At 73.0% G+C, this 24,560-nt stretch carries 27 protein-coding genes; 17 read left to right on the forward strand and 10 right to left on the reverse strand.

What is annotated here, in order from left to right:
- Nucleotides 1–198: 198 nt before the first annotated feature.
- From ACFW1I_RS01285 to ACFW1I_RS01325, 9 genes are all read left to right on the forward strand, one after another.
- Nucleotides 199–504: an AlpA family transcriptional regulator gene (locus tag ACFW1I_RS01285; protein ID WP_078657388.1), complete on the forward strand. Its 306-nt coding sequence runs from the start codon at nt 199–201 to the stop codon at nt 502–504.
- Nucleotides 505–554: 50 nt separating this feature from the next.
- On the forward strand, nt 555–1,790 hold the full coding sequence (locus ACFW1I_RS01290; protein WP_384664938.1) for a tyrosine-type recombinase/integrase: 1,236 nt from the start codon (nt 555–557) through the stop codon (nt 1,788–1,790).
- 110 nt (nt 1,791–1,900) lie between these two features.
- Complete coding sequence (locus tag ACFW1I_RS01295) at nt 1,901–2,740, forward strand: HipA family kinase (RefSeq protein ID WP_384664939.1); 840 nt, start codon at nt 1,901–1,903, stop codon at nt 2,738–2,740.
- Complete coding sequence (locus ACFW1I_RS01300; protein ID WP_030492363.1) at nt 2,737–3,120, forward strand: DUF3037 domain-containing protein; 384 nt, start codon at nt 2,737–2,739, stop codon at nt 3,118–3,120. Before ACFW1I_RS01295 ends, ACFW1I_RS01300 begins: the two co-directional genes overlap by 4 nt.
- Before the next feature lie 220 nt (nt 3,121–3,340).
- Nucleotides 3,341–4,102 carry a 3-oxoacyl-ACP reductase FabG gene (gene fabG / locus ACFW1I_RS01305; protein WP_384664941.1) on the forward strand — a complete coding sequence of 254 codons (762 nt, stop codon included), beginning with the start codon at nt 3,341–3,343 and terminating at the stop codon, nt 4,100–4,102.
- A gap of 28 nt (nt 4,103–4,130) precedes the next feature.
- Nucleotides 4,131–4,898 (forward strand): SDR family oxidoreductase, encoded by a 768-nt coding sequence (locus ACFW1I_RS01310; protein ID WP_384664943.1) that lies wholly within the window; start codon nt 4,131–4,133, stop codon nt 4,896–4,898.
- A gap of 148 nt (nt 4,899–5,046) precedes the next feature.
- The gene (locus ACFW1I_RS01315; protein ID WP_384664945.1) at nt 5,047–6,627 is read left to right on the forward strand and encodes an ABC transporter substrate-binding protein; all 1,581 of its coding nucleotides are present in this window, start codon (nt 5,047–5,049) and stop codon (nt 6,625–6,627) included.
- 90 nt (nt 6,628–6,717) lie between these two features.
- On the forward strand, nt 6,718–7,401 hold the full coding sequence (gene ung / locus ACFW1I_RS01320; protein ID WP_384664946.1) for a uracil-DNA glycosylase: 684 nt from the start codon (nt 6,718–6,720) through the stop codon (nt 7,399–7,401).
- A gap of 71 nt (nt 7,402–7,472) precedes the next feature.
- A complete protein-coding gene (locus ACFW1I_RS01325) occupies nt 7,473–7,946 on the forward strand; it encodes a hypothetical protein (protein WP_384664948.1) in 474 nt (157 codons plus the stop codon).
- An 11-nt stretch (nt 7,947–7,957) separates the two neighbouring features.
- Here the strand turns inward: ACFW1I_RS01325 and ACFW1I_RS01330 are convergent, their stop codons facing one another.
- The 3 genes from ACFW1I_RS01330 to ACFW1I_RS01340 all read right to left on the reverse strand — a co-directional run bounded on the left by ACFW1I_RS01330 (nt 7,958) and on the right by ACFW1I_RS01340 (nt 9,803).
- Nucleotides 7,958–8,473: a hypothetical protein gene (locus ACFW1I_RS01330; RefSeq protein WP_384664950.1), complete on the reverse strand. Its 516-nt coding sequence runs from the start codon at nt 8,471–8,473 to the stop codon at nt 7,958–7,960.
- A gap of 126 nt (nt 8,474–8,599) precedes the next feature.
- Nucleotides 8,600–9,139 carry a DinB family protein gene (locus ACFW1I_RS01335; RefSeq protein WP_384664952.1) on the reverse strand — a complete coding sequence of 180 codons (540 nt, stop codon included), beginning with the start codon at nt 9,137–9,139 and terminating at the stop codon, nt 8,600–8,602.
- Nucleotides 9,140–9,185: 46 nt separating this feature from the next.
- Nucleotides 9,186–9,803 (reverse strand): TetR/AcrR family transcriptional regulator, encoded by a 618-nt coding sequence (locus ACFW1I_RS01340; RefSeq protein WP_384664954.1) that lies wholly within the window; start codon nt 9,801–9,803, stop codon nt 9,186–9,188.
- Between the two features lie 208 nt (nt 9,804–10,011).
- Here ACFW1I_RS01340 and ACFW1I_RS01345 point away from each other — a divergent pair, with 208 nt between their 5' ends.
- Together ACFW1I_RS01345 and ACFW1I_RS01350 are read left to right on the forward strand one after the other, a co-directional pair.
- On the forward strand, nt 10,012–11,205 hold the full coding sequence (locus ACFW1I_RS01345) for an FAD-dependent monooxygenase (protein ID WP_384664955.1): 1,194 nt from the start codon (nt 10,012–10,014) through the stop codon (nt 11,203–11,205).
- A 58-nt stretch (nt 11,206–11,263) separates the two neighbouring features.
- Nucleotides 11,264–12,169 (forward strand): Gfo/Idh/MocA family protein, encoded by a 906-nt coding sequence (locus ACFW1I_RS01350; RefSeq protein WP_384664957.1) that lies wholly within the window; start codon nt 11,264–11,266, stop codon nt 12,167–12,169.
- Here ACFW1I_RS01350 and lnt read toward each other — a convergent pair.
- Together lnt and ACFW1I_RS01360 are read right to left on the reverse strand one after the other, a co-directional pair.
- The gene (gene lnt / locus ACFW1I_RS01355; protein ID WP_384664959.1) at nt 12,114–13,796 is read right to left on the reverse strand and encodes an apolipoprotein N-acyltransferase; all 1,683 of its coding nucleotides are present in this window, start codon (nt 13,794–13,796) and stop codon (nt 12,114–12,116) included. The genes ACFW1I_RS01350 and lnt overlap by 56 nt on opposite strands.
- Nucleotides 13,797–13,852: 56 nt before the next feature.
- Nucleotides 13,853–14,299 (reverse strand): nuclear transport factor 2 family protein, encoded by a 447-nt coding sequence (locus ACFW1I_RS01360; RefSeq protein ID WP_384664961.1) that lies wholly within the window; start codon nt 14,297–14,299, stop codon nt 13,853–13,855.
- Nucleotides 14,300–14,377: 78 nt separating this feature from the next.
- Between ACFW1I_RS01360 and ACFW1I_RS01365 the strand changes: the two genes are divergently transcribed.
- Complete coding sequence (locus tag ACFW1I_RS01365; RefSeq protein ID WP_384664963.1) at nt 14,378–14,971, forward strand: flavin reductase family protein; 594 nt, start codon at nt 14,378–14,380, stop codon at nt 14,969–14,971.
- Between the two features lie 77 nt (nt 14,972–15,048).
- Here the strand turns inward: ACFW1I_RS01365 and ACFW1I_RS01370 are convergent, their stop codons facing one another.
- Nucleotides 15,049–15,924, reverse strand: coding sequence for an undecaprenyl-diphosphate phosphatase (locus tag ACFW1I_RS01370; RefSeq protein WP_384664965.1), 876 nt, complete (start codon nt 15,922–15,924; stop codon nt 15,049–15,051).
- 81 nt (nt 15,925–16,005) lie between these two features.
- Entirely contained in the window at nt 16,006–16,473 is a 468-nt protein-coding gene (locus tag ACFW1I_RS01375) for a winged helix-turn-helix transcriptional regulator (RefSeq protein WP_384664967.1), read from the reverse strand.
- A 143-nt stretch (nt 16,474–16,616) separates the two neighbouring features.
- On the opposite strand from ACFW1I_RS01375, the gene ACFW1I_RS01380 reads away from it, so the two are divergent.
- Entirely contained in the window at nt 16,617–17,786 is a 1,170-nt protein-coding gene (locus tag ACFW1I_RS01380) for a thiolase family protein (protein ID WP_384664969.1), read from the forward strand.
- Here the strand turns inward: ACFW1I_RS01380 and ACFW1I_RS01385 are convergent.
- The gene (locus tag ACFW1I_RS01385; protein WP_384664971.1) at nt 17,783–18,535 is read right to left on the reverse strand and encodes a TVP38/TMEM64 family protein; all 753 of its coding nucleotides are present in this window, start codon (nt 18,533–18,535) and stop codon (nt 17,783–17,785) included. The two genes, ACFW1I_RS01380 and ACFW1I_RS01385, sit on opposite strands and share 4 nt — an antisense overlap.
- Nucleotides 18,536–18,561: 26 nt before the next feature.
- Between ACFW1I_RS01385 and ACFW1I_RS01390 the strand changes: the two genes are divergently transcribed.
- The 3 genes from ACFW1I_RS01390 to ACFW1I_RS01400 all read left to right on the forward strand — a co-directional run bounded on the left by ACFW1I_RS01390 (nt 18,562) and on the right by ACFW1I_RS01400 (nt 21,282).
- Nucleotides 18,562–19,296 (forward strand): DNA alkylation repair protein, encoded by a 735-nt coding sequence (locus ACFW1I_RS01390; RefSeq protein ID WP_384664973.1) that lies wholly within the window; start codon nt 18,562–18,564, stop codon nt 19,294–19,296.
- A 78-nt stretch (nt 19,297–19,374) separates the two neighbouring features.
- Nucleotides 19,375–20,376, forward strand: a complete 1,002-nt coding sequence (locus tag ACFW1I_RS01395) for a patatin-like phospholipase family protein (RefSeq protein ID WP_384664975.1) — start codon at nt 19,375–19,377, stop codon at nt 20,374–20,376.
- 60 nt (nt 20,377–20,436) lie between these two features.
- Entirely contained in the window at nt 20,437–21,282 is an 846-nt protein-coding gene (locus ACFW1I_RS01400; protein WP_384664977.1) for a spermidine synthase, read from the forward strand.
- On the opposite strand, the gene ACFW1I_RS01405 is transcribed toward ACFW1I_RS01400, so the two are convergent.
- A complete protein-coding gene (locus tag ACFW1I_RS01405; protein WP_384664979.1) occupies nt 21,244–22,683 on the reverse strand; it encodes an MFS transporter in 1,440 nt (479 codons plus the stop codon). The genes ACFW1I_RS01400 and ACFW1I_RS01405 overlap by 39 nt on opposite strands.
- Nucleotides 22,684–22,730: 47 nt before the next feature.
- Nucleotides 22,731–23,858 carry a hypothetical protein gene (locus ACFW1I_RS01410; protein ID WP_384664981.1) on the reverse strand — a complete coding sequence of 376 codons (1,128 nt, stop codon included), beginning with the start codon at nt 23,856–23,858 and terminating at the stop codon, nt 22,731–22,733.
- A 119-nt stretch (nt 23,859–23,977) separates the two neighbouring features.
- On the opposite strand from ACFW1I_RS01410, the gene ACFW1I_RS01415 reads away from it, so the two are divergent.
- Nucleotides 23,978–24,439, forward strand: coding sequence for a DUF4442 domain-containing protein (locus ACFW1I_RS01415; protein WP_384664983.1), 462 nt, complete (start codon nt 23,978–23,980; stop codon nt 24,437–24,439).
- The last annotated feature ends 121 nt before the right edge of the window (nt 24,440–24,560 follow it).

The following is a 24,560-nucleotide window of genomic DNA, read 5'->3' on the forward strand; positions in this document are numbered from 1 at the left end:
TTCTACACAACCACCCGCGCTGCTCCCTCACCACGGGGGGGGGGCCCCCCCCAAACCCGCCCCCCCGCCGCGGTTCACACACCCCGGCCATCGTCAGGACCATTCAGGTGTTCGCAACCGGCTGTGCTTGGCGGTGGAGCCGTAGTGGACGTGGGCTGCCCGTGCCCGTTCTCTTTCGTCTCTCACAGGAAGCGCTCCATGCCTACTCGATCGCTGCTCGCTCCCTCAGCTGTGCCTGACCCCGCCAGCGCGGGCCGCGCCTGCTTTCTCAACGTAAAGGATGCCGCCGCGTACCTCGGCATATCACCGCACACCCTCTATGTCTGGCGGCATCGACGGCAGGGCCCGCCGAGCTTTCGCATGGGTCCTCGTGGTCGCGTCATGTATCGGCGGACGGCCCTCGACGCCTGGATTCATGACCAGGAACGAGCGGACTCTCGCTCCAACCCTGCTTTGAACCCACTCAGCGCGGCTCCGCAGCGACGTGGGAACCCCGGTGCTTGACGCATCGAATGTTGTCGGACGCGTTCGTACCCTCTTGAAAGGAGACTTGTTTGGCCGGCCATATCGAGGATCGGTGGCTCAAGAAGAAGAAGGATCCGGTCACCGGGAGAAGGGAGAAGACCGCTCGCTACGGTAAAGGCAAGCGGTACAAGGTCGCTGGCATACCTGGGGTGCGAGACCGATCCTTTGAGGTGCTGGAGGATGCCAAGGCGTGGCTTCGCCGCGCGGCCACGGACGAGGAGCGAGGCGAGTTCGTAGACCCGCGCGACGGGTCCATCACGCTGGCCGACTACATCGCGACGCACTGGGCACCAGGGCGAGGCGGTGCTCCGAAAACCCAGGACAGTCAGGAGCGTAGGTGGCGTCTCCATATTGTCCCGCACCTGGGCCAGCTTCCGCTCAGGAGCATCGCTGCAACGGATCTGCGCGCGTTCATAACCAAGTTGGAGTCGACAGTCTCGTCAGTCGACTACCAGCGCGGCATCCTGTCCGAGCTTTCCTCCATCCTGGAAGCGGCCGTCGACGACAAGCGCCTCGCGCGCAACCCGATGCACGCGAAATCCGTGCGGTGGCCCAAGTCGCCACGGGAGCGGCGCGACGCGTGGCCGATGGACACGGCACTGCGCGTCCGCGATGCCATCAGTGAGCGGAACAGGATCGCCGTCGTAGTCGGCCTGGGGTGCGGACTCCGCCAGGGGGAGGTCTTCGGGCTCAGTCCCGAGGACATCGACCACGGGCGCGGCCTGCTGCACGTTCGGCGCCAAGTGCAGGCGATTCACGGAAGGCTGTACTTCGCCTTGCCGAAGGGGAAGAAGATCCGCACGGTGGATCTGCCCCCTTCGGTAGCCGAGGAACTCAAGCGTCACATCGAAGCGTTCCCGCCGGTAGAAGTAGAGCTGCCGTGGGGCAAGCCGGAGGGGGAGAGGAAGAAGTTCTCCCTGCTGCTCACCACGCGCTTCGGCAACGCTGTCGCGGTGAACACATGGAACACCTACACCTGGAAGCCCGCCTTGGCCAAGGCGGGCGTCATCCCGCCGCGCGCCGAGGGGGCGAAAGCCTGGCAGTGGGCGGCGGCTCCGAAGGACGGCTTCCATGTGCTTCGGCACACCTACGCCTCGATCATGTTGGAAGCCGGAGAGTCCGTCGTGACCCTGGCTCGGTGGCTCGGACACTCCTCGCCTGCGATCACTCTCGGTTACTATGCTCACTTCATGCCGGAGGCCGGCAGCAAGGGGCGCGGCACCATCGACGGTCTGCTTGGGGAGCGCGGGGTATCAGCTTGCTAGCCGAAACTCCCCAGATTCTCCCCAGCGCTGTTGACCTGTGTTCCCGGCCTCTACGCTCCGGAGACGTCTTCCGTGGATTGCAAGGTTGAAGAGATGGGTGGCCTGGGAAAGTGTTGCAAGAGGTCGTAGCGACCCGCTATGTCACGCCCCTGCGGGAGGGTGGATCGCTCCCCGGGATCGTCGAGGCCGACGATCTCGGCACGTACGTCATGAAATTCACCGGCGCCGGTCAGGGCCGCAAGACCCTCGTCGCCGAGGTGATCTGCGGGCAGCTCGCCCGGCGGCTCGGGCTGCGCGTGCCCGAGCTGGTCACCATCCAGCTCGACCCGGTCATCGGGCTCTCCGAGCCCGACCAGGAGGTGCAGGAGCTGCTCAAGGCGAGCGGCGGGCTCAACCTCGGCATGGACTTCCTCCCCGGCTCGCTGGGCTTCGACCCGCTCGCGTACGAGGTGGACCCGGCGGAGGCCGGGAAGGTCGTGTGGTTCGACGCGGTCATCAACAACGTGGACCGCTCCTGGCGCAACCCGAACATGCTCGTCTGGCACGGCGACCTCTGGCTCATCGACCACGGCGCCACCATGATCTGGCACCACAACTGGCCGGGCGCCGCCGCGTCCGCCGCCAAGCCGTACGACGCCTCCGACCACGCCCTCGCGCCCTTCGCCCCGGACATCGCCGCGGCCGCCGCCGAGCTGGCGCCGCTCGTCACCCGGGAGCTGCTCGACGAGGTCGCCGCCGACGTGCCCGACGAATGGCTGGTGGACGAGCCCGGCTTCGACACCACCGACGCGGTGCGCGCCGCCTACGTGGAGGCGCTGCTGCCGCGCGCGGCCACCATCCACGAGCGGATCACCCTCGGCCCGCGCAGCGACCGCCGCCCGCAGCAGCCGCCCGGCTGGCTCGCCGAACGCCTCGCCCCCCGCCCCACCCAGAAGGACAGCACGACGTGACCGACCGCGATGTCTTCGAGTACGCGCTGCTGCGCGTGGTGCCGCGCGTCGAGCGCGGCGAGTGCTTCAACGCGGGCGTGGTCGTCTACTGCCGGGCCCGCTCCTTCGTCGCCGCCCGCACCCACCTCGACGAGGCCAAGCTGGCCGCGCTCGACCCGGCCGCCGACGTCACCGGCGTCCGCGCGGCGCTGCGCGCGGTCGAGGGCGTCTGCCTGGGCGGGGACGCGGCCGGGCAGGCCGCCCGGGACGACGCCGGGCGGCGGTTCCGCTGGCTGATCGCGCCGCGTTCCACGGTGGTGCAGCCGGGCCCGGTGCACACCGGGCTCACCGGCGATCCCGAGGCCGAGGTGGAACGCCTGCTCGATCTGCTCGTCCGCTAGCCGGCGCTTCCGGTCCGGCTGCCCGTCCGGCGCGCGTGCGGCGCCCGTCCGGCGGGCGGCGCCGTGCGTCCGCCGTGTGACGGAGGAGTGACGGGGTGCACCTGGTGGGCCGTTGACACCGGGTGCCAGGACTTCTAGCGTCTCGTCCTGCGGTCGATACTAAGCGGTCGCTCATGAGCCCGGGAGAGTCCGGGAACCCTGAGGGCGAGGAGAAGCAAGCATGTCCACCACCGAGCAGCGCGTAGCCGTCGTCACCGGTGCCGCACGGGGCATCGGCGCCGCCACCGCGATCCGCCTCGCGGCCGAGGGCCGCGCCGTCGCCGTCCTCGACCTCGACGAGGCGGCCTGCAAGGACACCGTCGAGAAGATCACCGCCGCCGGCGGCCGCGCCCTCGCGGTCGGCTGCGACGTCTCCGACGGCGCCCAGGTGGAGGCCGCGATCGCCCGCGTCGCCGCCGAGCTCGGCGCGCCCACGATCCTCGTGAACAACGCCGGCGTCCTCCGCGACAACCTGCTCTTCAAGATGTCGGAGTCCGACTGGGACCTCGTCATGAACGTGCACCTCAAGGGCGCGTTCCTGATGGCGAAGGCCTGTCAGAAGCACATGGTGGACGCGGGCTTCGGCCGGATCGTCTCGCTCTCCTCCTCCTCGGCGCTCGGCAACCGCGGCCAGGCCAACTACTCCGCGGTCAAGGCCGGCCTCCAGGGCTTCACCAAGACCCTCGCCAAGGAGCTCGGCAAGTTCGGCGTCACCGCCAACGCCGTCGCCCCCGGCTTCATCGTCACCGAGATGACCGCCCAGACCGCCGAGCGGGTCGGCATGGGCTTCGAGGAGTTCCAGGCCGCCGCCGCCTCCATGATCCCGGTCCAGCGCGTCGGCCGGCCCGAGGACGTCGCCAACGCCATCGCCTTCTTCACGGGCGACGACGCCGGCTTCGTCTCCGGCCAGGTCATGTACGTGGCCGGCGGCCCGCTCAACTGACCCGGCACGGCGAGAGAGGGAGTACGCGATGACCGCACAGCAGCCGCCGGAGCCCTCCGGCAAGGTCGCACTCGTCACCGGCGCCAGCCGGGGCATCGGCTACGGCATCGCCGAGGCGCTCGTCGCCCGCGGCGACCGGGTCGTCATCACCGGACGGGGCGAGGAGGCCCTCAAGGAGGCCGTGGAGCGCCTCGGGGCCGACCGGGCCGTCGGGGTGGCGGGCAAGGCCCACGACACCGCCCACCAGGCCGCCGCGGTGGCGGCCGCGATGGACGCCTTCGGGCGCGTCGACTACCTGGTGAACAACGCCGGCACGAATCCGGTCTTCGGGCCCCTCGCGGACCTCGACCTGGACGTGGCGCGAAAGGTGTTCGAGACGAATGTCGTCTCGGCGCTCGGATTCGCCCAGCGGACCTGGCACGCCTGGCAGAAGGAGAACGGCGGCGCGATCGTGAACATCGCCTCGGTCGCCGGAATCTCCGCCTCCCCCTTCATCGGGGCGTACGGGGTCAGCAAGGCCGCCATGATCAATCTGACCCAGCAGCTGGCGCACGAATTCGCGCCGGTGGTCCGGGTGAACGCCATCGCCCCGGCCGTCGTGAAGACGAAATTCGCGCAGGCGCTCTACGAGGGCCGGGAGGCCGAGGCGGCCGCCGCCTACCCGATGGGCCGGCTGGGCGTGCCGGAGGACATCGGGGGCGCCGCCGCCTTCCTGACCTCGGACCAGGCGGGATGGATCACCGGTCAGACGCTCGTCGTCGACGGGGGCATTTTCCTGAACGCCGGAGTCGGGTGACCGATTACCGGACACTTTCCGGATTTCGTGTCCGGATTGGCCCCGGTTGCATCTCGATCGTCTCAAGTGCCCCGCCGGGCTCGCCCATTGACCTGGCGGGGTACTGCGGTATCGTCGGCCGACCCCAGGCTGAACGAGGAGCGTGCACGTGTTCAACCGGACGAGTCTGCAGGCCGCTGCAGCCCTTGCGTCCATATCCCTGGTATCCGGATGCGGTGTTTTCTCGGATACCGAGTCCGCCGGGGAGCAGAGGATCACGATCGGGACGACGAGTTCCCCGACGACGCTCGATCCCGCGGCTTCCTGGGACAATTCCTGGGAGCTTTTCCGGAACGTCTACCAGACCCTGGTGAGTTTCCCGACGGGAAGCACCACGCCGAAGCCGGACGCGGCCGAATGCAAGTTCACGGACACGTCCAGCCGGGTCTTCGAATGCACGCTTCTCGAGGGGCTCACGTTCTCCAACGGCCACAAGCTCGACGCGAAGGCCGTGCAGTACTCGATCGAGCGGATCCGCACGATCGACGCCGAGGGCGGCCCCAACGGCATGCTCGGCTCGCTCGACACCATCGAGACGGTCGGCGACCGCACGGTCGTCTTCAAGCTCAACAAGGCCGACGCCACCTTCCCCTTCGTCCTCGCCACCCCGGCGATGTCGATCGTGGACCCGGCCGAGTACCCGGCCGACCAGCTCCGCAAGCAGGACGGCAAGATCGCCGGCTCCGGCCCGTACGTGCTGGACGGGTACGAGGTGCGCAAGCAGGCCGAGCTGTCCCGCAACCCGAAGTACAAGGGCTTCGCCGACCGCAAGAACGGCGGCGTGACCATCAAGTACTTCGACCAGTCGGAGGCGATGGTCAAGGCGCTCCGCGACGAGGAGATCGACGCCACCTACCGCGGTCTGACCGCGGAGGAGGTGACCTCGCTCGAGGAGGACAACGAGGAGAACGCGGGCCTCCAGCTCGTCGAGTCCACCGGCGCCGACATCCGCTACCTGGTCTTCAACACCGAGGACGAGTCCGTCGCCGACCCGGCCGTCCGCCGGGCCATCGCCCAGGTCGTGGACCGCGACGAACTGGTCAGCAAGGTCTACCGGGGCACCGCCGAGCCGCTGTACTCGATGGTCCCCAAGGGCATCGCCGCCCACACCACCAAGTTCTTCGACACCTACGGCCACCCCGACAAGGCCAAGGCGAAGAAGATCCTGCGCAAGGCCGGCATCACCGAGAAGGTGGAGCTGAACTTCTGGTACACCACGGACCGGTACGGCTCCTCGACGGCCGCCGAGTTCGCCGAGCTGAAGCGCCAGCTGGAGGCGTCCGGCCTCTTCAAGGTCACCATCCAGGGCAAGCCGTGGACCGAGTACCAGGCCGCCTACCAGCAGGGCGAGTACCCCGTCTTCGGCCGCGGCTGGTTCCCGGACTTCCCGGACCCGGACAACTTCGTCGCCCCCTTCCTCGGCAAGAAGAACGTCCTCGGCACGCCCTACCTGAGTCCGCGGATCACCGACGAGCTGCTGCCCAAGTCGCGCCGCGAGAGCGACCGCGGGGCCGTCACCGACGAGTTCGAGGAAGCGCAGTCGATCATGGTCGAGGACGTCCGGCTGCTGCCCCTGTGGCAGGGCAAGCTGTACATCGCGGCCCGTGAGGACATCGGCGGCGGCGAGCGCGCGCTCGACCCGCAGACCGTCATGCAGCTGTGGGAGCTGCACCGCCGGGCCAGCTGGTAGACGCCGGTACGGGAGGCCGCCGGGACCCGCTGTCAGTGGGCCCCGGTAGGTTCCGTACTGGAACTGCCGAACCACCGGAGGTTGTGGACCGTGACCGACATCAACATGCTGCCCGAGTCCTGGCGGGGCGTCCTCGGCGAGGAGCTGGCCAAGCCGTACTTCGCGCAGCTCACCGAGTTCGTCGAGCAGGAGCGGGCCGCCGGACCGGTCTACCCGCCGAAGGACGAGGTCTTCGCGGCCCTGTCCGCCACCCCGTACGACAAGGTGAAGGTCCTGATCCTCGGTCAGGACCCGTACCACGGCGAGGGCCAGGGCCACGGCCTGTGCTTCTCCGTCCGCCCCGGCGTGAAGACCCCGCCGTCGCTGCGGAACATCTACAAGGAGATGCAGTCCGAGCTGGGCCACCCGATCCCGGACAACGGCTATCTGATGCCGTGGGCCGAGCAGGGCGTCCTGCTGCTCAACGCGGTCCTCACCGTCCGCGCCGGCGAGGCGAACTCGCACAAGGGCAAGGGCTGGGAGAAGTTCACCGACGCCGTCATCACCGCCGTCGCCTCCCGTCCGGACCCCGCCGTCTTCGTCCTCTGGGGCAACTACGCCCAGAAGAAGCTCCCCCTCATCGACGAGGAGCGGCACGTCGTGGTGAAGGGCGCCCACCCCTCGCCGCTGTCGGCGAAGAAGTTCTTCGGCTCCCGGCCGTTCACCCAGATCGACGCGGCCGTCGCCGCCCAGGGCCACGAGCCGATCGACTGGCGGATCCCCGACCTCGGCTGAGCCTCGGCGGGATCGAGGCCGCGGCCGGTTAGCGTCGGACCTCCACGCAGTGCGAGCGCCGGGAGGCCGCGGTGACCGAGCAGCAGCGGACGTCGGACGAGGCCGTCCTGACCAGGATCGGGCAGGCCAGGATGCTGCTCCACGGGGGAGACCGGGAAGAGGCCCGCAACCGCCTCGGCGTCCTGTGGCAGCAGCTGGGCCCCGACGGGGACCCGCTGCACCGCTGCACCCTCGCCCACTACCTGGCCGACACCCAGGACGACCCGGACACCGAGCTGGCGTGGGACCTGCGGGCCCTCAGCGCCGCCGACGGCCTGGAGGACGGACGGCTCGCCGCGCACGACTCGGCCGCCGCCCTGCGGGCCCTCTACCCCTCGCTCCATCTCAACCTCGCCGCCGACTACGCCAAGCTGCGCCGGCCGGACGCCGCGCGGGCCCATCTCGAACGGGCCCGCGCCGCCTCCGAGGCGCTCGACGACGACCGGTACGGGAGGGGCGTCCGGGCCGCGATCGAGCACCTGGACCGGCGGCTCCGCGAGGGGTGAGGGCCCGGCTCTCACCTCCTGTACGCGTCCCGGCAGAGGCCGGCCTGCACGCTCTCCGGGTCCCAGCCCCCGTACCGCTCGCCCAGGTCGCACACGTCCTTCCCGGAGACCGGGGGCGCCTCCCGCAGCTGCTCCGCCAGCCGCTCCAGCTCCCGGACCTCGGGCGCCGGAGGCCGCGGGGGCCGGGCCGCGTGGGGGCGGGCCGGAGGGCGCCGGGTGGCGGGGGCGGACGGTTCGGGGGAGGGGGTACGGGACGGGGCCGCGTGACCGGTGGCGCGGCGGGTCCCGCCGCGCGGCGGGGCGGCGGTCGGCGCCGGGGACGGGAGGGCCGCTTCGAGCGCCTCCCGGGCCGGCCCCTGGAGGACGATCTGCGGCTCCACGTCCTGGACGGGGCGTACGGGATCGGTGGCGGGCGCGGGGGCCGGTGCGGGCGCCGGCGGCGGTCCGTCGACGGCCACGCACCCGGTCAGGGCGGCGGCGACGGCCGCCCCGGCCAGGAGGCGCGCGGGGGTTCGGGTTCGGTGCACCCGCGCCACTCTGCTGGTCCCGCGCCGATCTTCGAACCCCTACCGGCGGGGAATGCCCCGCACGGGTGAGCGCGCGGTCACCCTCCTTGACCGGTGACGGGCCCGCGCCGGTCCTCGCGGCGCGGTTCAGGCGCCGGTGGCGCCGTCGATGCGCTCGCGGATGAGATCGGCGTGGCCGTTGTGCCGCGCGTACTCCTCGATCATGTGGAGGTAGATCCAGCGCAGGTTGATCAGGTCGCCGGTGCGGTGGTGGGCGCCGGCGCCGAGGTCGTCGAGGTCGTGGCGGGCGGCGAGCTCGCGGGCGTGGGCGATCTCGCCCTGCCAGGTGGCGTACGCCTCCTCGTAGGTGTCGCCGTCGGTGGTGTGGATGTCCCGGTCGAAGTCCTCGTCGGTGGCGTAGAGCCACTTGGTCTCCTCGCCGCCGAGGACCTTGCGGAACCAGCCGCGCTCGACCTCGGCCATGTGGCGGACCAGGCCGAGCAGATTGAGCTCGGAGGGCGGCACGGCGGCGGTGCGGAGCTGTGCGTCGGTGAGGTCCGCGCACTTCATCGCGAGGGTCGCGCGATGGAATTCGAGCCACTGTTCCAGGGCCTGGCGCTCACCGGTGGTGGTGGCGGGCCAGACGCGCTCGGGTGCTGCGGTGTGATCGGTGGTCATATGGGGCATCGTGGCGGACCGCCGGGGGCGGGCGCCAGCGGTTTGGCGTGACGGCTTAGCGTGACGGCGAGGTGAGCATTCCGCGCAGCAACTCGTCGAAGCCGGTCCGCAGTTCCGCGCGGCTGGGCACGGCCGCGTGGAAGGAGCCGGCGGCGCAGGAGAACATCAGCCCCTCGCACCAGGCGATCACCGAGAGCGCGTGCCGCTCCGGGGCCGGCGAACCGGCGCCGCGCATCATCGCCGTCACCGGGTCGTGGAAGGCGGAGCCGGCCCGGTCGAAGAAGCCGCGCAGCTCGGGGCGGCGGGTCGCCTCCAGGGCCAGCTCGTAGCGGGAGACGAGCAGGGCCCGGTGGTCCGTCAGATAGCGGTGCAGCGCGAGCGCGAGGGCGTCCGCGAGGAGCGCGGGGTCCGCGCCCGGCGGCGGCAGTTCGTCCGGCGTGAGGACCTGGGCCTCGCGCTCGGCCTGCCGGCGTACGGCCGTCTCCAGGAGGGCCTGGCGGGTCCGTGCGTGGTTGGAGGTCGAGCCCTGCGGCAGTCCGGCCCGCTCGTCCACCGCGCGGTGGGTCAGCCCGCGCATCCCGCGCTCCACCAGCAGGTCGAGCGCCGCGTCGCCGATCCGCTCGGCGCGGGTCGGGGGAGCGGGGGCGGCCGGGGCCGGGGTGCGCGCGGTCATGGGGACAACCTACCCATCGCCTCTCGACTACACCTGTAGTACGGTCTGAGGGTACGCCCGACTACAGCTGTAGTGCCGGTGGTCGCGGTCGGCCCCTGCCCCGCCCGGGCCGGTGGTCGCCCGGCCTCTGCCCCGCCCGGGTCGGTGGTTGCCGTCGTCCCTGCCCCACCCGATCCGCCCGTTCCGCCCGACCGACCGAGGAGCCTTCATGTCGCAGCACCGTGCCGTCGTCCTGGGAGCGGGCATCGGCGGCCTCACCGCCGCCGTCGCCCTCCACCGGCGCGGCTGGACCGTCACCGTCCTCGAACGCGCCGCCGACCTCGCCCCCGTCGGCGCCGGCATCGGCCTCGCCCCCAACGCCCTGCGCGCCCTCGACGTCATCGGCCTCGGCGACCGCGTCCGCGCGCTCGCCGCCTGGCAGGGCGACGGCGGGATGCGCTCCCCGGACGGCCGCTGGCTCGCCCGCACCGACGCCCGCGCCGCAGCCGCCCGCTTCGGCGACCCCCTCGTCCTCCTCCACCGCGCCACCCTCGTCGAACTCCTCGCCTCCGCCCTGCCCGACGGCACCGTCCGCACCGGCGCCCCCGCCACGCTCGACCACCCGGGCGACGCCCGCACCCCCGCCCGCGTCACCACCCCCGACGGCACCCTGGAGGCCGAACTCGTCGTCGCCGCCGACGGGATCCGCTCCGCCGCCCGCGCTGCGCTCTTCCCCGCCCACCCCGGGCCCCGCTACTCCGGCAGCACCACCTGGCGGCTCGTCGTCCCCGCCCCCGCCCGGCCCTTCGCCCCGCACGAGACCTGGGGCGCCGGACGCCTCTGGGGGACCCAGCCCCTCAAGGACGGCCGGATCTACGCGTACGCCATGGCCGCCGCGCCCGCCGGCGCCCACGCCCCGGACGGCGAGCTCGCCGAACTCCTCCGCCTCTTCGGCGACTGGCACCACCCCGTGCCCGAGATCCTCGCCGCCGCCGACCCCGACAAGATCCTGCGGCACGACGTCCACCACCTCACCGACCCGCTGCCCGCCTACCACCAGGGCCGCACCGCGCTCCTCGGCGACGCGGCGCACGCGATGATGCCCTCCCTCGGACAGGGCGGGAACCAGGCCGTCGAGGACGCCGTCGTCCTCGCCCACCACGCCCGCACCCCCGACGCCTTCGAACCGGACCGGGCCCTCGCCGCGTACACCGCCGACCGGCTGCCCCGCACCACCGCGCTCGTCCGCAAGGCGGCCCGCACCGGCGCCCTCACCCTCGTCTCGGCCCGCCCCGCCGTCGCCCTGCGCGACACGCTCGTCCGGACCGTCTCGCGCTTCGGCCCCGGCTTCGTCCTGCGCGGCTTCGACGGCATCGCCGACTGGCGTCCGCCCCTCGCCGCGGACCCGTCCCGCGTAAGCTGACCTGCGGGAACGGCCCGTGAGCCAGAGGCCGTCGGACCACCGCAGAGGGAGAGACCCCGTGAAGATCGGCTGCATCGGACTCGGCGACATCGCCCAGAAGGCGTACCTGCCCGTGCTCGCCACCCTCCCCGGGGTCGCACTCCACCTCCAGACCCGCACCCCCGCCACCCTGGACCGGGTCGCCGACACCCTCCACCTGCCGCCCAACCGCCGCCACCGGGACCTCGACTCGCTGCTCTCCGCCGGGCTCGACGCGGCCTTCGTGCACGCCTCCACCGCCGCCCACGCCGAGATCGCCGGCCGCCTCCTCGACGCCGGCGTCCCCACCTACGTCGACAAGCCGCTCGCCTACGAGTACGCCGACTCCGAGCGGATCGTCGAACTCGCCGAGAAGCGCGGCGTCTCGCTCGCCGTCGGCTTCAACCGTCGCCTCGCCCCCGGCTACGCCCAGTGCCTCGACCACCCGCGCGAGCTGATCCTGATGCAGAAGAACCGCATCGGACTCCCCGAGGACCCGCGCACCTTCGTCCTCGACGACTTCATCCACGTCGTCGACACCCTCCGCTTCCTGCTCCCCGGCGAGGCCGACCACATCGACGTCCGCGCCCGGATCCGCGACGGCCTGATGCACCACGTGGTGCTCCAGCTCTCCGGCGACGGCTTCACCGCCATCGGCGTGATGAACCGGATGAACGGCTCCACCGAGGAGGTCCTGGAGGTCTCCGGCCAGGACACCAAGCGCCAGGTCCTCAACCTCGCCGAGGTCGTCGACCACAAGGGCCAGCCCACCGTCCGCCGGCGCGGCGACTGGGTCCCGGTGGCCCGCCAGCGCGGCATCGAGCAGGCCGTGCACGCCTTCCTCGACGCCGTCCGCGACGGCCGCGTGCTCAGCGCCCGCGACGCGCTGCTCACCCACGCCCTGTGCGAGCGCGTCGTCCGCGACGCTCTGGACCAGGCCGCCTGAGCGCCCCGCCGCCCGCCGCCGCGCACACCGCGCCGACGACGACGAACGCCCCGTACAGCGGCCAGTCGCCCCAGCGGGCGTAGACCGTCGTCGCCTCCGACAGCGGCAGCTCCCGTACGACGGCACCGCTCGCGTCCGTGCCGAGGGGCGCCCCCACGCGCTCGCCGTCGGGGCCGTACGCGGCGCTGATCCCGGTCAGCGTCGCGTGCACCACCGGGCGGCCGGTCTCCGCCGCCCGGAGCGCGGCGAGCGAGGCATGTTGTGCGGGTGCCCAACTGTGCTGGAAGGTGCTGGTCGCCGACTGCACCACGATCACGTCGGCGCCGTCCCGCACCAGGCGGCGGCTCATGTCGGGGAACGCGGACTCGAAACAGACCAGCGGGCCGACGGTCGTCGTCCGCCCGTCGTTGGGCAGCTGCATCACGACCGGTGCCGTGCCCCGGCGCCGGTCCTCCTCCGCCGCCTTGCCCACGGACGTCGCCCAGCCGAGCAGACCGCGGGCCGGCACGTACTCGCCGAACGGCACGAGCCGCATCTTGTCGTACCGGTCACCGGTCGGGCCGTCGGGCGCGAACAGCAGCGCGCTCTTGTAGATGCCGGGGCGGTCGGTGCGGCGCGCGTCCACGTTCACCAGGATCGGCGCGTCCACGGACCGCGCGAGCGCGGTGAGCCGCGCGGTCAGCTCCGGATCGGCGGACGGGTCCCGGGCCACCCCGCTCTCGCCCCACACCACCAGGTCGAGCCGCTGCCCGGCGAGGCCGCGGGTCAGCTCGACGGCCCGGTCCAGCCGCCCCTCGGCGCCGCCCGTCCCGCCGTGCAGCCCCGGCTGCACCATCGCCACCCGCACCGCGCCGGACGGGCGCGGCACCCCGACGCCCCACGCCGCCGTCCCCGCCACCAGCGCGCACGCGGCGAGCCCCGCCACCCCCACCGCCCGCAGCCCCGGCACGGCGATCAGCAGCACCACGGCCGTGTTCACCGCCACCACCAGCAGGCTCACCAGCCACACTCCGCCCACCGACGCGAGACGCAGCGCCACCGGCACGTTCCACTGGCCGGCGCCCAGCAGCCCCCACGGCCCGCCCAGCCCCTCCCAGGACCGCACCAGCTCGATCAGCAGCCACCCCGACGGCACCGCGCACAGCGCGGCGGCGGCCCGCGCCGGGGTCGGCGTCCCGCCGAGCAGCGCCCGTACGAGCACCCCCCACGGCAGCCACAGCAGCCCCAGCAGCGCCGCCATCACCAGCAGGAAGACATGGACGCTCGGCAGCAGCCAGTGGTGCACGGCCAGCAGGAACCCGATGCCGCCGCACCACCCGTCCAGCGCGGCACGGCGCGCGCCCGGGGCCGTCCGCACCAGCAGCATCCACGGCACCAGACAGACGTACGCCGCCCACCACAGCCCGGGAGCGGGGAAGACGAGCACCGGCAGCGCGCCGAGGACGACGGCGAGCAGCGACCGGAGCAGCCCGGCGGACCGGCGCCGACCGGCACGCCCACCCGGATCGGCGGCCGGATCCGCGCCCGGATCCGCGTCCGGAGGCGCGCCGGGATCCGCGCCCGGACCGGGGTCCGGGTCCGCGCCCGGTGCGGCGTGCGGCTCCGCGCGCCCGAAGGGGTTCCGCATGGCGTTCCTCCCGCCGTCGCCTCCAGTCTGCGCCCGCCCGCCGGGATCGGCCCCGGTCAGGGGAGCCGGCGCCAGCGCTCCTCGACGACGACCGAGCGCAGCCGCCAGCCGTCGGGGGTGCGGCGGGCGCCGAAGGCGTACCGGCCGCCGCAGACGAAGTCGTCGCCGGAGGCCATCCGCATCGGGTTGACGTAGTCGGCGCGGACGTCGGCCGTGTCGCCGGTCTCGGCGTAGCCGCCGGGCCGGAGCAGTGTCACCCGCCGGTTGACGATGAGGTGCTGGCGCACCGGGAAGAGGGTCATGGTCTCCGCCAGCCAGTCGGCCACCTCGGCCGCGGGCCCCTCGATGCCGCCGGAGCCGGTGTAGTCGGCGCGTCCGTCGGGGGTGAAGAGGGCCCGGTAGGCGGTCCAGTCGGCGTCGTCCACGGCCGCCGCGTAACCGGTGACCAGGTCCTCCACGGCGAGCCGGTCCATCACGTTCGCGAGGTCCACGCGCTGCGTCATCGCCTCAGTGTCGGGCAGCGGGCGTGCGGGGCCAAGAGGCGTGCGCGCCCCGTCCCGTACGACGGTCATACTGGCCGGATGCGCATCGACGTCGACCCGTCCCTGACCGACCCCACCTCCGTCTACCGGCTGCTGACCGCGACGGTCGTCCCCCGGCCGATCGCCTGGGTGTCCACGGTCTCCGCCGACGGCACGGACAACCTCGCCCCGCACTCCTTCTTCACCATCGCCTCGGTGAACCCACCGGTCGTGCAGTTCACCTCCGTCGGCCGGAAGGACTCGCTGCGCAACGTGGAGGAGACCGGCGCGTTCGTGGTGAACCTCGCCCCGGAGGGCCTCTTCGAGCGGATCAACGCGACGGCGACGGACTTCCCGCGCGGGACGAGCGAGTTCGACGCGTGCGGCGTGGAGCGCGAGCCCAGCCTGCGGGTGAAGGCCCCGCGCGTGGCAGAGTCCCCGGTGGCCCTGGAGTGCGAGCTGCACAGCACGCTCCGGATCGGGGACTCGACGGTGGTCTTCGGGCGCGTGGTGCACGTGGCCGTCGACGAGGCGTACATGACCGACGGCCACCCGGAGATCACCCGCATGCGCCCGCTGACCCGGCTCGGCCGCAACGAATGGGGCACCCTCGGCGACGTCCGCGAGATCGCCCGCGTCCCGTACCAGGGCTGAGGCGCCCCCGGAAACGCGACCGGGGGCGGATCCCGCGCTGCGGGACCCGCCCCCGGCCGGGCGTGGGGCGGACCGGATCAGCCGCCGGACTCGCCCGCGTGCGGGCTCAGGACGCCCGCGCCGACCAGGATGAAGAGCAGGATGCCGAGGGCGATCCGGTAGATCACGAACGGCATGAAGGACTTCGTGGTGATGAACTTCATGAACCAGGCGATCACCGCGTAGCCCACGCCGAAGGCGACGATCGTCGCGAAGATCGTCGGGCCCCAGGAGACGTGGCCGCCCTCGGTCGCGTCCTTCAGCTCGAAGACGCCGGAGGCGAGGACGGCGGGGATGGCGAGCAGGAACGAGTAGCGGGCGGCGGACTCGCGGGTGTAGCCCATGAGCAGACCGCCGGAGATGGTGGCGCCGGAGCGCGAGACGCCCGGGATCAGGGCCATCGCCTGGCAGAAGCCGTAGATCAGGCCGTCGCGGACGCCCAGGTCCTTCAGCGTCTTGCGCTCCCGGATCGCGCGGTGCCGGCCGCCGATCTCGTCGCGGGCGGCGAGCCGGTCGGCGATGCCGAGCACGATGCCCATCACGATGAGCGTGGTGGCGATGAGCCGCAGATCGCGGAAGGGGCCCTCGATCTGGTCCTTGAGCGTGACGCCGAGGACGCCGATCGGGATGGAGCCGACGATCACCAGCCAGCCCATCTGGGCGTCGTGGTCGGAGCGCATCGCCTTGTCCGTCAGCGAGCGGAACCACGCCGTGACGATCCTGCCGATGTCCTTGCGGAAGTAGATCAGGACGGCGGTCTCCGTACCGATCTGCGTGATCGCCGTGAACGCCGCGCCCGGGTCCTCCCAGCCGGCGAACGCGGCGGTGAGCCGCAGGTGCGCGCTGGAGGAGATGGGAAGGAACTCCGTCAGCCCCTGGACGAGTCCCAGGATGAACGCTTCGAACCAATTCATGGGGCTTGGGCCGTCCCGTTATGCACTAGTGCGGTCATGAGGTCGAGCGCACTGTACCGCCCCGAGGTGACGTGTTCGTGATCAGGTCGGGTCGGCGGCGGGCCCCGTCGTGGTCCATCCCGGCGAGCGGACGTCGTGGCGCAGGCCGGCGCGGTCGGCCTCGCCTCCGCAGTGGGCGCAGACCACGACCGGGGTCAGTTCGGCGCCGCAGCGGTGCCGCAGGACGACGGGCCGGTCGTCGGCGTTGAGGTGGCGGTCGCCCCAGGCCATCAGGGTCAGCAGGACCGGCTGGAGCTCCTCGCCGGCGGGGGTGGCCCGGTACTCGTACCGCGGTGGCCGTTCGCTGTACGCCACCTTCTCCAGGATCCCGGCCTCGACGAGGCGGTGGAGCCGGGCGGTGAGGACGTCGCGGGGCGCGCCGGTGTTGCGGGCGATGCGGTCGAAGCGGTGCACGCCGAGGGAGACCTCGCGCAGGACGAGCAGCGCGTACTTCTCGCCGACGAGGGCGAGCGTGTCGGCGATGGAGCAGGGGCGGGCGGCGGCCTTCATGGGGTCAGCGTAGTCGCGGCGGACCCGAAGGGTTTGGAAATCCAACTCGTCCGCCCGGGAGGGTTTGGAAATCCAACCCACTGGGTTATGTTACCGACGAGTGTTAGTCCGGTTTTCCAACTCACTCCTCCCGGGAGCGTGTCATGCGTGACGCCGTCATCGTCGAAGCCGTCAGGACCCCGATCGGCAAGGGCAAGCCGGGCGGTGCCCTCGCCCACGTCCACCCCGTCGCCCTCCTCTCCCACACCCTCCGCGCCCTGATCGAGCGCAGCGGTGTCGACCCCGCCCTCGTCGACGACGTCATCGGCGGCACCGTCGACCAGGTCGGCGAGCAGGCCATGAACACCACGCGGTACGCCTGGCTGGGCGCCGGCCTCCCCGAGACCGTGCCCGCCACCACCGTCGACCGCCAGTGCGGCTCCTCCCAGCAGGCCGTCCACTTCGCCGCCCAGGGCGTCCTCTCCGGCGCGTACGACATCGCCGTCGCCTGCGGCGTCGAGTCCATGAGCCGCGTCCCCATGTGGTCCAACGTGCCGCCCGGCGCCGACCCCTTCGGCCCCGGCGTCGCCGCCCGCTACCCCGACGGGCTCGTCCCCCAGGGCATCAGCGCCGAACTGATCGCCGCCAAGTGGTCCCTCGGCCGCGCCGCCATGGACGAGTTCGCCACCGCCTCGCACCACAAGGCCGCCCGCGCCTGGGAGGCCGGACTCTTCGACGCCGAGGTCGTGCCGTACGAGGACGTGCGCCGCGACGAATCGATCCGCCCCGCCACCACCCCGGAGGTCCTCGCCGGACTGCGCCCCGCCTTCGAGGACCCCGGCTTCGGCGAACGGTTCCCCCAGATCGACTGGTCCGTCACCGCCGGCAACAGCAGCCCCGTCAACGACGGCGCCTCCGCCGTCCTCGTCATGGCCGCCGACACCGCCCGCGCGCTCGGCCTGCGGCCGCTCGCCCGGCTGCACTCCTTCGCCGTCACCGGCTCCGACCCGCTGCTCATGCTCACCGGCGTCATCCCCGCCACCGAGAAGGCGCTCCGCCGCGGCGGGCTCGACCTCGCCGACATCGACCTCTTCGAGATCAACGAGGCGTTCGCGAGCGTCGTCCTCGCCTGGCAGCAGGAGACCGGCGCCGACCCCGCCAAGGTCAACGTGCACGGCGGCGCGATCGCCCTCGGGCACCCCCTGGGCGCCAGCGGCACCCGCCTCACCACCACCCTGGTCCACGCCCTGCGCGCCCGCGGCGCCCGCTACGGCCTCCAGGCCATGTGCGAGGCCGGCGGACTCGCCAACGCGATGATCGTCGAAGCCCTCTAGGGCGCGGCGACCGGCTCCCGCTCCGGCGCGGCGGGAGCGGCGGCGGTCGCCGGCCGCCGCAGCGCGTGCCGCTTCCGCCAGGCCACGACCGCCGCCGCCAGCCCCGACAGGACGATGAACCCCGTGGAGATCAGGAACGCCGGCGACCCCGGCTCGCCCGCCTGGGCCCCGGCCACCACGTAGGCCGCCGTGTTCGGCACCGTGCCGATCGCCGTCGCCAGCAGGAACGGCACGTACCCCATCCGGGAGACGGCCGCGCAGTAGTTGGCGGCGGCGAACGGCACCCCCGGGAACAGCCGGATCGCCAGCATCGAACGGAAACCGTGCCGGCTCAGCTGCCCGTCCGCCGCCCGCAGCCACCGCCCCCTGAGCAGCGGCCGCAGCGCGTCCTGCCCCAGCACCCGGCCCAGCGTGAACGACAGGCCCGCGCCCAGCACCGTCCCCGCGACCGCCGCCGTCAGACCGGCCGCCGAGCCGAAGAGCGCGCCCGCCGCCAGGTTCAGCACCGGGCGCGGCACGAACGCCGCCGTGCACAGCCCGTACGCCAGGGCGAACAGCAGCACCGCGCCCGCGCCGCCCGTCTGCGGCCACCCCGAGGCCAGCAGCCGCTGCGGCTCGTACAGCAGCACCAGGGTCCCGGCGGTCAGCAGGACGAGCGCGAGCAGCGAGAGCCGCGACCGGGGCGAGAGCAGGGCCCGGGAGCAGCGGACGGCGAGCGGGTCCGCCGGCCGGGGCACGGGAGCGAGCATCCCGGGAGAGTAACGGAGACTTCCGTATGATCGCCGTAATGTGCGCCATGTCCGGCCGCGAGACGGCCGCTCCCGTCCCCGGCAGTGAGCTCGCCGACACCGTCCTGGCCCGGCTCACCACGGTCTACCCCGCCGCCGGGAACCCCTTCCGGGCCCAGGAGATGGTCGCGTACATGAAGGGGGTGGCGCCCTTCCTCGGCATCCGGACACCGGAGCGCCGCGCCCTCTCCCGGGCCGTCCTCGACGGCACGCCCCGCCCCGCCGAGGACGACTGCGCGGCCGTCGCGCTGCGCTGCTTCGCCCTCCCCGAGCGCGAGTACCACTACTTCGCCGTCGACTACCTGCGTCGCCATGTGAAGCGCTGCTCGTCCGGCTTCCTGCCCGTCGCGCGGCGGCTGGTGACGACCGTCCCGTGGTGGGACACGGTCGACCACCTCGCCGTCCACGTGGTGGGCGGGCTGGTCGCCGCCGACCCCGCGCTCGCCGGCGAGATGGACGTCTGGATCGACGACGAGGATCCGTGGATCGCCCGCACGGCCCTCCTCCACCAGTTGCGGTTCAAGGAGGAGACGGACGCGGACCGGCTCTTCGCGTACTGCCTGCGGCGCGCCGCCGACACCGACTTCTTCCTGCGCAAGGCGATCGGCTGGAGCCTGCGCGAGTACGCCAAGACCGCCCCGGGCGAGGTGCGGGCCTTCGTCGCGGACAACCGTTCCCTCTTCTCCCCGCTCTCCGTCCGCGAGGCGCTCAAGCATCTGTGAGAGCGCGGGCGAGAGCTCGCGGCCGGTGATCGCCACCCCGCCGCGGACCCCGTCCGGCCGCTGCGCGAGACTCGGGGCATGAGCGACAAGGGGACGCCCACGGGCGGGGTTGCGGCGGCGGGGACTTCGGGCGGCAGGACGGCACTCGTCCTCGGAGCGGGCGGGCTCGTCGGCGCCGCCTGGGAGGTCGGGATCCTGCACGGACTCGCCGAGGCGGGGGTGGACCTCACCGGCGCCGACCTGGTCGTCGGCAGCTCCGCCGGCGCCGTCGTCGGAGCCCTCCTCACCTCCGGCACCACCACCCTCGCCGAGCTGTACGAGCGTCAGCTCGACGGCAGCGACACCGAACCGGCCGTCCGCTTCGGCGCCGGGACCCTCCTGCGCTACACCCTCGCCGTGCTCACCTCCCGCACCCCCGAGGCGTACGGGCGGAAGCTCGGCCGGCTCGCCTTGCGCGCCCGCACCGTGGACGAGGCCACCCGGCGGGCCACCGTCGCGAAGCGGCTCGGCGACGTCACGGAGTGGCCCGCCGGCGGCCGGCTGCGGATCACCGCGGTCGACGCGGAGAGCGGCGCGCTCGGCGTCTTCGACGGTCGAGCCGACGGTCGAGCCGACTGGAACGGCGGGAACGGCGGGAACGGCGGGACCGACGGGAACGGTGGGAACGGTGGGAACGGTGGGCCGGGCGGGGCCGATCAGGCCGGCGTCGGGCTCGTCGACGCGGTCACCGCCAGTTGCGCGATCCCCGGCGCCTGGCCGCCGGCGACCCTCGCCGCGCGGCGCTGGATCGACGGCGGCATCCACTCCACCGCCAACGCCCACCTGGCGGCCGGCTGGGAACGGGTGGTCGTCGTCGCGCCCAACGCGATGGGCAACAAGGCCGTGCACGCCCCGGCCCGCCAGGCCGGCGAGCTCATCGCCGCCGGCGCGCGCGTCAAGGTCATCACCCCCGGCGCGGACGCCAAGGCCGTGATCGGCGCCCGCGCGCTCGACCCCGCCCAGCGGGGCGCCGCCGCCCGCGCCGGACGTGCCCAGGCCGCCGCGCACGCGCGGTCCGTCGCCGCCGTGTGGACGGGCTGACGGGGGCTCGCACCGCGCGGGCGGGCGCGAGCAGTCGCTGTGCGGTTGCACAATGAAGGGGTGAACGAGCAGATCCCCGTCCTGCGCGACGTCGACCACGGCACCGCGCGTCTCATGCCCGACGTGGACCGGGAGCGGGCCTGGCTCCTCACGGTCGACGGCGCGCCGCAGTCGTACGTCGACCTCGACGCCCCCGACCACCTGGAGTTCGAGTACGCCCGCAGGCTCGGCCACGTCGTCGACGGCGCCGCCGCCGCGGGCGAACCGCTGGACGTGCTCCACCTCGGCGGGGGCGCGCTCTCGCTGCCCCGGTACGTCTCCGTCACCCGGCCCGGCTCGCGCCAGGACGTCGTCGAGGCGGACGGCGGACTCGTCGCGCTGGTCGCCGAACACCTGCCGCTGCCCGAGGGCTCGGGTGTCACCGTGCACACCGACGACGCGCGCGCCTGGCTGGAGGCGGCGCCGTCCGCGTCGGCCGACCTGATCGTCGGCGACGTCTTCGGCGGCTCCCGCGTCCCGGCGCACCTCACCTCCCTCGCGTACGCGCGCGAGCTCCGGCGCGTGCTGCGGCGGGGAGGGATCTACGCGGCCAACCTGGCGGACGGGGCGCCGTTCGACTTCCTCCGGGGGCAGCTCGCCACCTTCGCGGCGGTCTTCCCCGAACTGGCGCTGATCGCCGAGCCGGCGGTGCTGCGCGGCCGGCGGTTCGGGAACGCGATCCTGGTCGCCTCCGACGCGCCCCTCGACGTCCCCGGCCTGACCCGCAGCGCCGCCGGGGACGCCTTCCCCGCGCGCGTCGAACACGGGGAGGAACTGCGCCGGTTCACCGGGGGCGCCGCCCCCGTCGACGACGCCGAGGCCGTGGGGTCACCCGTTCCGCCGGAGGGCGCCTTCGGCATCGGCTGAGGCGAGCGGCGCGGGAAGCGCGGCGCCCGCGCCGACCGGGCCATCCGCGCCGACCGGGCCATCCACGCCGACCGAGCCGTCCGCGCCGACGGGGCCGCCCGCGGCGGCGACCGGAGCGTCGACCTCGACCCCCGTGCCGGCGTCGCCCTTCGCCGCCGTGAGGCCGTGCGGGCGCCTGGTCATGTTGCGTACGTCCGGGACGAGCAGGACGAGCGCGGTGACGAGGGTCATCAGCGCGACCGCGCCCCACAGCGACTCCGTCCGGCCGAACGCGGTCTCGGCCGGGCCCGCGAGCGCGGTCGACAGCGGCAGCAGCGCGGTCGAGCCGAACCAGTCGTAGGCGGAGACCCGGGACAGCTTCTCCTCCGGGATCTCCTGGTGCATCGTCGTCATCCACGAGACGCCGAAGATCTCCATCGCCACACCGCTGACGAACATCACCACGGTGAGCCCCACCGGATGCAGCGGGACGGCGAGCGCCGCCGAGGGCAGCGCGATCGGGAACACGCCGAGCGTGCCGACGAGGAGCATCCGCCGCGGCTTCCACCGCGTCATCAGGATCGCGCCGGCGACCGTGCCCACGCCGTAGCCGGCGAGCGCGATGCCCCAGGGGCGGGCGCCGCCGAGCTCGTCCCGGGCGACCAGCGGCCCGTACACCGACTCGACCGCGCCGAGCAGCGCGACCACGACCGAGAACTGGGCGACGATCGACCACAGCCACGGGCGGCCGATGAACTCCTGCCAGCCCTCCCGCAGATCGGCGAAGAGCCCGCCGCCGGGCTTGCGCTCCGGGATGCCGCTGACGTCGAGGAACGCGCGCAGCGCGCCCGCCACGGCGAACGCGGCGGCGTCGACGGCCAGGACCCAGCCCGGTCCGACGAAGGCGACGAGCGCGCCGCCCAGGGCGGCGCCGCCGATGCCCGCGCCGTGCATCGCCATCCGGTAGAAGGCGAAGGCGCGGCTCGCCTGCTCGCCCGAGACGCTGGACATCAGCATGCCCTCGGCCGCCGGGTTGAAGAAGGCCTGGCCGGTGCCGCAGAGCGCGGTGAGCACCATCATCTGCCAGATCTCGGCGGTGCCGGAGAGCACCAGGGCGGCGAAGACCGCCTGGGAGACGAAGTTGAGCGCGTTGGCCGCGACCATCACCCGGTGCCGGGGTATGCGGTCCGCCACCGCGCCGCCGATGAGCAGGAAGAGCACGAGCGGCAGGAAGCGGGCCATCGCGACGAGGCCCACGTCGCCCGCGTCGCCGCCGGACTCGAAGACGGCCCAGGTGGTGGCGATCAGGGCGCCGTGGGCACCGAGGCTCGTCACGATGGTGGCGGCGGTGAGCAGCACGTAGTTGCGTCCGGCCCATTCGGGCCGGCGGGTGCCGCGGGGGGAGGCGGAGCGTTTCGTCACTCCGGGACTATCCCCGCCGCCTCCCCTTCCTGCCAAACCGAATACCGTCAGGACTTCTCGGTGAGCCGGACCGTGGAGAGGATCTTCTTGATCGTCGCGTCCGGGAGTTCGTCCTTCACGCCGTCGGCCGCGTAGAGCACGAAGCTCGAGAAGTCGTTCTCGGCGTTGAGGAACGTGAAGGCGACCGACTTGCCGTCGGTCTCGCACTTGTTGCGCTTCTTCACGTTGGGCGCGGTGGCCGTGGACATGCTGCCCTTGAGGCCGGACGCGGTCGTGAACGGCACGGCCTTGGTGATCTTGATGCTCTTCTCGGGCATGTGCTGCGCGAACGCGGCCCACACCCACATGCCGGCCTGGCCCTGCGCGGCGCTGGCGGTGTCCTTGGCGCCCTGGTTGCCCTTGGTGCCCGCCCCGGCGAGGCCCGAGTACTCGGGGCTGCCGTTCTTGTCGGAGTCGACCGCGCACCACTTGCTCTTGAAGTCGGCGGGGGCGGACATGACGACGAGGGGGCTGCCGTCGCCCTTCTTGGCGTCCTCGAAGCCCACCTGCATGGTCGGCTTGCCGACCTCCCACTCCGGCGGGACGTCGAAGAGGGTGCCGTACGTCGGATTGTGGACGACCTTCCAGCCCGGGATCGTGGGCTCGTACGTCGTGCCGTCGCGCGGGTTGTCGAGCTCCGTGGAGGCGCCGTCGGTCGGCTCGGTCGGGTCCGTCGAGGGCGTGCCGGTGACCGGGGCCGAGGTGGTCGTCGCCGGCTTGTCGGCGACGTTCTTCTGGTCGTCGTCCTTCAGGACGAAGAAGGCGGTGACGCCCGCGGCGACGACCACGGCGGTGGCGGCCGCGATCGCGACGAGCGTGCTCCGGTTGCCCCCGCCGCCGGAGCCCTGCGGCGGGACGGGGCCGGGCACCTGGTACTGCGGCACGGTCGGCTGCTGGTACGGGTTCGGCTGCGCGTATCCCTGCTGCTGGCTCTGCGGGTGCCCCTGCTGGGGGTAGCCGCCCTGCTGCTGCCAGCCGCCCTGCTGCGGGTACCCGGGCTGCGTCGGCTGCTGGAAACCGGGCTGCGTCGGCTGCTGGTACGGGTTCGGCTGCTGGTACCCCGGCTGCTGGTACGGGTTCTGGTTCTGGTCCTGCGGGTTCTGCTCGCCCCCGGGCGGCTGCTGTCCTGGCCACATGGGCCGTAACGATAGAGGGGCGGCGACGGGGCGGCCATGCCCGGTCCCCCCGGTGGGGGAGCCGTCCGGGCGGGCGGAGGCATGGCCAAGACATCTACTCATGGGTAACATCACGGTCCATGAGCGCAGACCAGAAGTCCGTCGGCGACATGCTCGCCGCCACGGTCCCCATGGCCGGAACCCTCAACCTGGAGTTCCTGGAGACCACCGCCGAGCGCGCCGTCGTGCGCCTGCCCGACCAGCCCGCGTACCACAACCACGTGGGCGGCCCGCACGCCGGCGCCATGTTCACCCTCGCCGAGTCGGCCAGTGGCGCGATCGTGCTCGCCGCCTTCGGCGACCAGCTCGGCCGGGCCGTGCCGCTCGCCGTCAACGCCGAGATCGCGTACAAGAAGCTCGCCATGGGCGTCGTCACCGCGACCGCCACCCTCGGCCGCCCCGTCGCCGACGTCGTCGCCGAACTCGACGCCGGACAGCGCCCCGAGTTCCCCGTCCGCATCGACATCACCCGCGAGGACGGCGCCGTCACCGGCGAGATGACCGTCCTGTGGACCCTGAGGCCCAACTCCCTCGGCAAGTAGGCCGAGCGGTCGGCCGCCGGTCCCAGTCGACCGCCTCTCCTTCCCGTACACGGCCGCGGCGCGGGGCCCGCGCCGCGGCCGGGCCGGACCGGCGGTGCGATCGGTGGACCTCTCGCCGCTG

Origin of the sequence: Streptomyces sp. NPDC058955 (assembly GCF_042741435.1) — a bacterium.
In the GTDB taxonomy this organism is placed as follows: Bacteria; Actinomycetota; Actinomycetes; order Streptomycetales; family Streptomycetaceae; genus Streptomyces.